General features: G+C 69.2%; 2 protein-coding genes, 1 tRNA gene and 1 pseudogene. All 4 read right to left on the reverse strand.

Annotated features, from left to right (window positions below; genetic code table 11):
* Window positions 1-71 precede the first annotated feature (71 nt).
* The gene (locus tag M2352_RS25385; protein ID WP_264667294.1) at window positions 72-1,862 is read right to left on the reverse strand and encodes a ShlB/FhaC/HecB family hemolysin secretion/activation protein; all 1,791 of its coding nucleotides are present in this window, start codon (window positions 1,860-1,862) and stop codon (window positions 72-74) included.
* Entirely contained in the window at window positions 1,859-8,215 is a 6,357-nt protein-coding gene (locus M2352_RS25390) for a two-partner secretion domain-containing protein (protein ID WP_264667295.1), read from the reverse strand. Before M2352_RS25390 ends, M2352_RS25385 begins: the two co-directional genes overlap by 4 nt.
* 648 nt (window positions 8,216-8,863) lie before the next feature.
* A pseudogene (locus M2352_RS25395) lies at window positions 8,864-9,046 on the reverse strand (IS481 family transposase); the annotation flags it as partial.
* Window positions 9,047-9,169: 123 nt separating this feature from the next.
* Window positions 9,170-9,246, reverse strand: a tRNA-Met gene (locus M2352_RS25400).
* Window positions 9,247-9,248 lie beyond the last annotated feature (2 nt).

Genomic DNA, 9,248 nt, shown 5'->3' on the forward strand with positions numbered 1-9,248 from the left:
GCGCTCTCTGCCGTGATTTCCCGGTCAACGATACCATCAGGATCACCGCGGGCAAGACCGCCGCGGGCCCGTCAGTAGGCCACGGAAAGGGCGATGTGGGGCCGTCCGAAACGGTCCTCGCCGCTGTTGGTGCCGCGCAACTGGAAGCCCCAGTCGAGCTTCAGCGTCAGGTAGGGCGGCAGGCTGTAGCGCAGCCCCGGCCCAACGCTGGTCACCACGGTGCGCCGGTTCTCGCCGGCCATGGGATGGCGCGGCCCGGCCACGCCGTAATCGACGAAGACCAGCCCCTGCAGAGTATCCTCCAGCCCCCGCCCGCCGAACAGGCGCGCCAGGCCCACCTCGGGCGTGCGCAGCTCGGTGGACAGCAGCACGCCCCGGTCCCCCAGCACCTCCGATTCCGCATAGCCCCGCACGCTGGCGTTGCCGCCCAGGCTGAGCTGTTCCGACGACAGGAGATTGGCGCTCGACACCTGCGCCTGCGCCCGCACCAGCCAGGAAAAATCCTCCGGCAGCCGGGTCACCCGGTCCGCCCCGATGCGGGCATAGGTATAGCGCGCCGGCGCCCCGGTCCGGCTGGTGGCGAACACCGCGTCGCGGTTGTGGGCGCCCATCCCGCCGGGGCTGTGGAACAGGCTGGCGCTGATGCCCGTCGCCCCCCAGGCGTCGGCCAGCGAAGCATCATAGGCCACCACCGCCTGGGCGATGTCGGTGCTGCTGCGGAACACCGAGGTGCCGCCGAAATCCAGGTTGTTGTTGGAGCGCTTCCAGTCCGCCCCCACCTGCACCCCCTGGCGCAGCGTGCCGGCGCCGAACGCCAGCGTGGGCAGCGGCACCGCGTAGCGCGCCGAGAGCTGGGCAGAACGGCCCACCTGAGCGAAATCGGCCCCCAGGTCGGGCCGGGTGGTGGTGTGGCTGCCGAAAAGCGTCAGCGTGTGGCGCCAGGGCAGCGGGATCTGCCAGCTTGCCGCGTGGGTCAGCGAGCGCGCCCCGCCGTTCGCACCGCGCAAGGACGGGTCCAGCGCGTCGGGGCTGACCGAGATCTGGTAGGAGATCTGCTGGTCGGCCCAGAACGCGTTGCCCCAGTTGATGCCGGCAAACAGCCGGTCACGGCCCGTGGCGGCGGTGCCGGTGTTCTCGTAGCCGCCGAAGACGCGCACGGGGAAGCGGTCGGCGGTGCGCAGCACGATGTCGCTGGTGCCGGGCTCCGTGCCGCGCTGGTAAACAAGGTCGGTGTGGCGGAAGGGGTTGCGGTTCAGCCACTCGACGTCCTCCAGCATGGCGCTGCCGCTGATGAGGCCGCCGGGTCTGGCGCGGACCTGGGACAGCAGCAGCCCGTCGCTGAACCACCGGTTGCCTTCGGCGGTGACCGACCCGACGCGGAACGCGACGACGATGATCTGGAGGCTGCCGTTGGTGACGTCCTGCTCGGGCACGACCACATCGACCAGCGGACGGTCGTGCTCGCGGAACCACAGGACGGTGGCGCGGCTGATGGCGTTCAGCCCGTCGAAGGTCAGCGGTTTGCCGAGATAAGGTTCCAGCAGCGCGCGGAAGGCCGGTTCGTCGGGCAGGTCGAGCCCGGCGGCGGCCACGCCCCGCGCGTCGATACCGCCGTGTTTGACCGCGGCACCGTCGGGAACGAAGAGCAGCCCCTTCAGCGCGGGCGTGATGACCTGATCACCGGGCGGTAGAGCCGGGGCCGGCGGCGGCAGGGCGGGCGCCGCGGCCGGCGGGTTGGCAGGGGGCTGTTTGGGCGCCACCCGCTCCCAGTCCTGGGCCGCCGCCGGGGCGGCGGCCAGGGCAAGGGTCAGGGCCAGGACGGAGGCGGCGGACGCCGGCTTCGGAGAAAACGCGCGGATCATTGGTCTTTCTTCTCCACGGCGGCTTGCCCAGAGGTGGAGGAGGCGTTGCCGTCGGCGACGATCGTGACGGCAGGCTGCTCTTCGGCACGGAAGGTGGAGAAGCTGGAGGCGCCGGCCATGGCCCCCCCGCCACTCTCGCCCTCGGTGCGGGCGGTGCCGCCGCCGGTCACGGCGTTGGCGGCGGGCTGGCTGTAGACGACCTGGAAGCCGCCGGCGCTGACCGATGCCTCGACCCGGCCCGAGGGAGCGGGCGGCGGGTTGCCGCCGGGGGCGGGGGCGGAGGCCGCCACCGACACCTGCACGGTGACGATCCCGTCCCCGTCGCGCACGCCGGAACCGGAGGACCGCGGGGGCGGCGCCACGCTGGCGGTCGCCGTCGTGGTGACGGCCACGGACGCGGTGCCGCCGGGGGCCGGTGCCGCCGCGGCGGGGGCGGACGGTCCGGCGTTCACCAGCGCGGTCACCGGAGCGACCGTCACGCCGCCGTTGATGGTGGCGGGGGCGGACGTGCCAATGGCTGCTGTGCCACCGATGACCGTCGCCGTCGGCAGTCTCACGACCGGGGGCGGTGCCGGGGGCAATACCGCAGGCGGCATCGGGGTCTCGACAACCGGAGGCGTCACCACAGGAGGCACGACCGGAGGCTCGGTCAACGGGGGATTAACGACCGGCGGCGTCACCGGAGGTTCGATGACCGGAGGTTCGGTCACCGGCGGCGTTACCGGCGGCTGGACGACAGGGGGCGTCACCGGAGGGTTAACAATCGGAGGCTCGGTCACCGGCGGCGTTACCGGCGGCTGAACGACCGGGGGCGTCACCGGAGGATCGACGGTGGGCGGAGGGGGCGGTGGTGGTGGCGGAGGAGGAGGCGGCGGTGGCGGAGGAGGAGGAGGAGGAGGAGGAGGAGGAGGAGGAGGCGGTGGCGGCGGAGGAGGCGCCTGATTGGCGTAGATGATCTGGCTGCCGGTTTCGGTGACCGATCCGGGGGCGTAATTGGCGTACGTCTTGTTGGAAACACCGCCTACGTTGAGCCCGCCCACCGTGGTGGTGGTGCTGTCGGAGGAATAGACCAGGAAACGCCCGTTGGCGGCACTGAGCGCCGAGGCGCCGGCGTTGTTGGTGAAGACGCCGGTGTCGGCGGCCATCACCAGCGCATCGCCGGTGCCCGACACCGACACGGTGCCGTTGACGATGATGTCGTTGCCGGTGGACGCGCCGAGGTTGAGGATGCTGGCCGTGCCGGCGGTCAGCCCGCCGATGGTGATGGCGCCGGCGCCCCGGTTGGTGTTGCCGGTGCCGGGCCGCAGCTCGATGGTCACGTCCCCGGTGCCGGCATTGATCGCCGTTCCGGTGGCCATGGCGATCACGGCGTCGCCCACGTCGCGGTGCGCATCGACCACGCCGTTGGCCGCCAGATCGTTGGCGATCAGGGTCAGGGCGCCATTGTCGGTGGTGATGCCGGCATTGAGCAGGATCGAGCGGCCGGCCTGGAGCGTCAGCGCCCCACCATTGCCCGAGGGGTTGTTCACCGTGACCGCGCTGTCCACCGTGATGTCGTTGCTGGCCTGCAGCGTCAGCGCCGTGCCGGTGTTCAGCACCGCGGTCAGGGCACCCGGATGCATGGTGACCGTCTGGCTGGGCCGCATGGCATAGGTCACCAGCGACAGCGGAAGCCCGACGGTCACCCGTCCGCCGATACCCTCGCTGGCCGCGGCGGCGATCAACACGCCGGACGTGGCATAGCTGTAGGTCGAGCCGACCCTGGCGTTGGCAGAGGAGCCGACCAGGCTGTTGGCGGCGGAGACGACCCCGGTGAGGGGTGCGGTACCGCTGCCCCAGGTGATGGCCCCCGCCGACGTCGCCGTGCCGCTCTGCCAGGAGCTTGAAATCACCACATAGCTGCCGTCGGCGAGCACGGTGACGTTGCCGACCTTATCGTTGGCCGTCCCCCCCACGAGGCTGTTGGCGGCGGAGACGGCGCCGGTCAGGGGTGCGGTGCCGCTGCCCCAGGTGATGGCCCCCGCCGACGTCGCCGTGCCGTTCGACCACCCGGCCGTCGTCAGCAGATAGCTGCCGTTGGCGAGCACCGTGGTCATCGAGCCGACCCGGTCGTTGACGGATGTGCCGACCAGGCTGTTGGCGGCGGAAACGACCCCGGTGATGGCCGCCGTCCCGCTGCCCCAGGTCACCGCCCCCGCCGACGTGACCGTACCGTTCATCCACCCGAACGCGGTGACCAGATAGCCGCCGTTGGTCAGCGTCGTGATCGAACCGCCAACCCGGTCGTTGGTGGAGGAGCCGACGAGGCTGTTGGCGGCGGACACGATGCCGGTCACGGCGGCGGTACCGCTGATCCAGGTCGCCGCCCCCGCGGAAACCGCCGTGCCGTTCACCCACGCGCCGGACGACACCAGATAGCTGCCGTTGGTGAGCGCCGTGAACGTCGCGCCGATCTTGTCGTTGGCGGAGGAGCCGATGAGGCTGTTGCTGACGGAAACGACGCCCGACACGCCGGCCGTGCCGCTGCCCCAGGTGACGGCCCCCGCCGACGCCGCCGTGCCGTTGGCCCATCGGCTGGACATCACCAGATAATCGCCGTTGGCGAGCGTCTTGACCGACGCGAGGACGCCGATCTGGTCGTTGGTGGACGACCCGATCAGGCTGTTGGTGTGCGACACCACGCCTGTCAGGACCGCCGTGCCGCTGGCCCAGGTCAACGCCCCTGCCGTGGCCGCCGTGCCGTTGCTCCATTTATAGGACGACACCAGATAATTGCCATTGGCCAGCGTGATGATGTTGGTGCCCACGGAATCGCCGGCGGCGGTGCCGACCAGACTGTTGGCGGTCGAGATGGTGCCGGTCAGACCCGCCGCGCCGGAGATCCAGGTCACCGCCCCCGCGGAAGCCACCGAGCCGTTCGACCAGTCGGTCGCGGCGATCACATAGGCACCGCCGGACAGCACCACAGCGGCATTGCTCCCCACCCTGTCGCCGGTGGAGGAACCGACAAGGCTGTTGCCGGCGGTGATGAAGCCGGTGCGCCCGCTGGTGCCGTTGCCCCAGGTCATGGCCCCAGCCGAGGCCGCCGTGCCGTTCATCCAGTTGGTGGACCGGACGATGTAGTTCCCGTCGTCCAGCACCTGGATCAGGTTGCCGATCCGGTCGCCGGGGGTGGTGCCGACCAGACTGTTGGCGGACGTGACCGGCCCCGCCAGCCCCACCCCGTCCCCGCGGCCCCAGAACACGAACCCGGCGCTCGTCGCCGTGCCGTTGGCCCAGGAATAGTGACTCACCAGGTAATTTCCGCTCGGAAGGGCGGTGAACGTCACCATGGGCAGTTCGGACGCCGACGTTCCGACCAGACTGTTGGTGGGAGAGACGATGCCGGTGACACCACCCGTTCCGCTGCCCCAGGTGATGGCCCCCGCCGACGTGGCCGCCCCGTTGTTCCAGCTCCGGGAATAGACGAGGTAGTTGCCGTTGGTCACCGACGTGACGATGCTCCAGCCCACCTCATCGTTGGCCGTGGAGCCGATCAGGCTGTTGCTGGCGGTGATGAGGCCGGCGACACCCGCCGTCCCGCTGCCCCAGGTCACCGCACCCACCTTGGTGGCCGCACCGTCGCTCCAGCTCGTCGAGCTGACCACGTAATTGCCGTTGGTCAAGGTGACGATGTTGATCCCGACCTGATCGTTGGACGAGGAGCCGATCAGGCTGTTGCTGGCCGACACGATGCCGGCGACACCCGCCGTGCCGCTGCCCCAGGTGACCGCCCCCGCCGAGACCGCCGTGCCGTTGGTCCATGCCGCCGAATAGGCCAGATAGTTGCCGTTGCCGAGCGTCTTGATATAGGCGCCGATCCGATCGAACTCCGATGTCCCGACCAGGCTGTTGGTGGGGGAAATGACGCCGGCGGCGGGGGCCGTACCGTTGATCCAGACCGCAGCCCCCGCCGAGGCCGCCGTGCCGTACGACCAGTTCGTCAGGGTGACCACATAATTCCCATTGCCGAGCGCGCTGAAATCCACACTGGACCCGTCCCCGGCGGACGAGCCGACAAGGCTGTTGGTGGGCGACACGATGCCGGAAACACCCGCCGTGCCGTCGCCCCAGGTGATCGCTCCCGCCGTGGCCGCCGTGCCGTTGGTCCAGAAGCGGCTCAGCACCAGATAATTGCCGGAACTCAACGTCTTGTTATCCGTCGAGAGCCCGACCATGTCTCCCGCAGAGGAGCCGACAAGGCTGTTGGTGGGCGACACGATGCCGGAAACACCCGCCGTGCCGCTGCCCCAGGTGACCGCCCCCGCCGAGGCTGCCGTGCCGTTGGTCCACGTGTATGACGACACGAGGTAGTTGCCGTTGCCGGCAAGCTGGGTCACGCTGTAGCCCACCATGTCCCCGGCGGAGGTGCCGACCAGACTGTTGGCGGCGGAAAGGATGCCGGACACCCCGCTGACGCCGCTGCCCCAGGTGACCGCCCCCGCCGAGCTGGCGGTGCCGTTCTTCCAGGAATAGTTGTTCAGAAGAAAGTTGCCGCTGGGAAGCTTGGTGATCATCATGCCGGTGCTGCCCAGGCCGTCGGCTGCGGCGGCACCGTGCAGGGTGCTGATGAGGGCGCCGGTCAGCCCATCGTAGAGATAGACCGCCCCGGCATTGCTGGCGACGAAATCGTCGCCGGGGGCGGTGACGATGACGTTGCCGTTGGCCAGCACCACCATTTTCGTGCCGAAGCCGTTGCCGGCGGCGGCGTTGGGATCCACGAACTCGCTTTGCGCCGGGCCGGGGGCGCTGGTGCTGATGACGATGTTCTTGGGATCGAGCAGCAGGGAGCCGGCGGCGCCGGACGGCGCGGAGGCATCGCCCGTGCCGGCGAAGGTCAGCGTGTCACGGGACGACACCTCGATCAGCCCGCCGTTGCCCCCCCGTGCCCCGGCGCGGGCCGAGGCGCTGCCGTAATAATCGGTGGCGCCTTCCGACCACACGATGATCCGCCCGCCGTCGCCCGCCGCCCCCGTCGCGTCGGCCCGCAGCGCCGTCGTCGGGCTGACCCGCGTCGTTGCCGCCTTCAGCATGAGGCCCGAGCCCTGGTAATCGCCGCCGATACGGATCGACCCGCCCCCGGCCCCGCCCGATGCATCCACCGCGGCATCCACCAGCGTGATCGCCGCGGCGAACAGATCGGCCGAACCGCCGGCCTGCCCGCCCGTCACGTCGTGCCGGCCAGACGAGAACAGGGTGGACTCCGCCTGGGTTCCGGTGACCGACACCGCACCGCCGCGGGTCGTGCCCCGCGCCGACAGCGTGGACTTGGACGGGGCGATGTAGCCCTTGCCGAATTCGACCGCCACCGTGCCACCAGCCCCGGCGGTGCCGTCAGCCGACACCCGGCCCTGGTTCGACACGCGGCTGCCCCGCACCGTCACCGCGCCGCCGCGGCTGCCCGACGCCGACAGCGTGCCGGTGTGCATCACCACGCCGTCGGGTGCGGCAACGTCGATACGGCCCCCGTCGCCGACGGCGGTCTTCGCCTCCACCGTGCCGGCGGTGCTGACATGGCCGCCCGTTGCCGACAGCACCACCCGGCCGCCGCGCGTTTCCACGCCTGTCGCCCGGATCAGCCCGCCGTTGTTGCCGGCCAGCGCGTAGACGTTGCCGCCCGCCGCCTTCAGCTCCGCCGTCGCCGCCTCGACCAGGCCCGAGGTCTCCACGGCACCATCAGTGGTGCCGACCCGCACCAGCACGCGCTCGCCGTCGGCGCCGCCCTCGCTCAGCAGCACCTCGGTGCCCGATGCCAGCGCCGCTGTTCCCCTGGGCGCGCTGATCTGCCCCTTGTTGACCACCGTGCGGGCGATCAGCACCACGTCGCCGCCCGCAGCGCTGATCTTGCCCAGATTGGTGACGCTGCCGCCGCTCTCCCCCCTGAACAGCAGGCTGCCGCCAGCCATGAAATGCTCGTTCAGCACGTCGAGCGTGGACGCGACGAAGCTGCCGCCGGTCACCACCACGCCGCTCTCGCCGATCACCACGCCCTGCGGGTTGACCAGATACAGGGAACCGGTGGCCTTCAGCGTGCCGAGGATTTGCGACAGGTTGCCCCCGGTCACCCGGTTCAGCGTGGCGCCGCTGCCGTTGTTGACCTGGACCGTGCCGCCCTGCCCGATGGAGAAGTCCCGCCAGTTGACCACGCCGCGCGCCGTCGTCTGGTCGATGGTCATCACCGCACCGGACTGGCCGATGCTGCCTGCCCCGGCGACGAAGGCGCCCTGCGCCGGCAACACGGGGGTCTGCGCCTGGGCCAGGCCCGTGGTCACGGGCAGCATGGCGACCGTCGAAAGCAAAATCGCCCGGAACATTCCTACACCCATCGCTCGTGCACCTTTCCGCAAAACCCGGCCTCCGCCAGCCGCCATCGCATGGCGGCAGCGTTGATTCCTCCGCCCGCCTTGGGCGGCGGGCGGAGACATGACTTGTCCATTCGGTGATGAGAGCACCTTTTCCCGAACACCGAAGCATCACCCCCCAATCGGGGTTTGATATCACGGGATAGCCACATAATAATAATCAGGAATGCACCGCCAATCAATCAAATACCATAAATAAAAACTTTCATTTCTTTCGTTTATTTCATTTCTTTCGCGGCTTTTTCTCGTATTATTGACTATACAATCGGATAAGATGCAAAAATCTTCTCTTCTAACTTATTTCCATCAATAATAATCATAGGTTTTATTAGCGTTTCCGGCTGTATTATGGCAGCCTCACCCGACTTGTCGGGTTGCGGAACGTTGCTGGGATTTGAGCTGTTGGGCCATTGCTGAGTATGGCCCCTGGTTCGAGCGGCGATTGGCGCCGTCGGGGAGCTGTGGTCCAGCTGACGCAGACCCGTCCGGCGCAGCCATGGACAGCCTAAAGAACCCGGCGGGCTGAGGCCTGTCAACCCCAACGCCGCCCGTGGCGGTGGCCCGTCAGGGCCAGGGTTGACGGGCCTCCGAGGCTCGCTACCGCAGTTGCCTGGGCCGGGCGGAGTGGTCCTGGCAATCGTCCACTCCACGCTTGCGCCATTTGCGGATGGTCTCGCCGCTCACGCCGTAGCGGTTGGCCAGCACACCCGTGGGTTCGTTGGACAAGGCAATGGCGGCGCGCACGGCCGGGGTGGTGCGGACATTGGGGTGGATTTGGTACATGGTGGCTCTTCCGGGCTGGAACCGCCCGAATGATTCCGATGTGATTCCGGAAGCGGTCTGGAGCGGGGTGGTCCGGACAGCAAAAAGCCGCTGATTTCTTTTGGAAATCAGCGGCTTAATGTTTGGATGCGGGGGCCGGATTTGAACCGACGACCTTCAGGTTATGAGCCTGACGAGCTACCGGGCTGCTCCACCCCGCGGG

The sequence above is a fragment of the Azospirillum fermentarium genome (assembly GCF_025961205.1).
In the GTDB taxonomy this organism is placed as follows: domain Bacteria; phylum Pseudomonadota; class Alphaproteobacteria; order Azospirillales; family Azospirillaceae; genus Azospirillum; species Azospirillum fermentarium.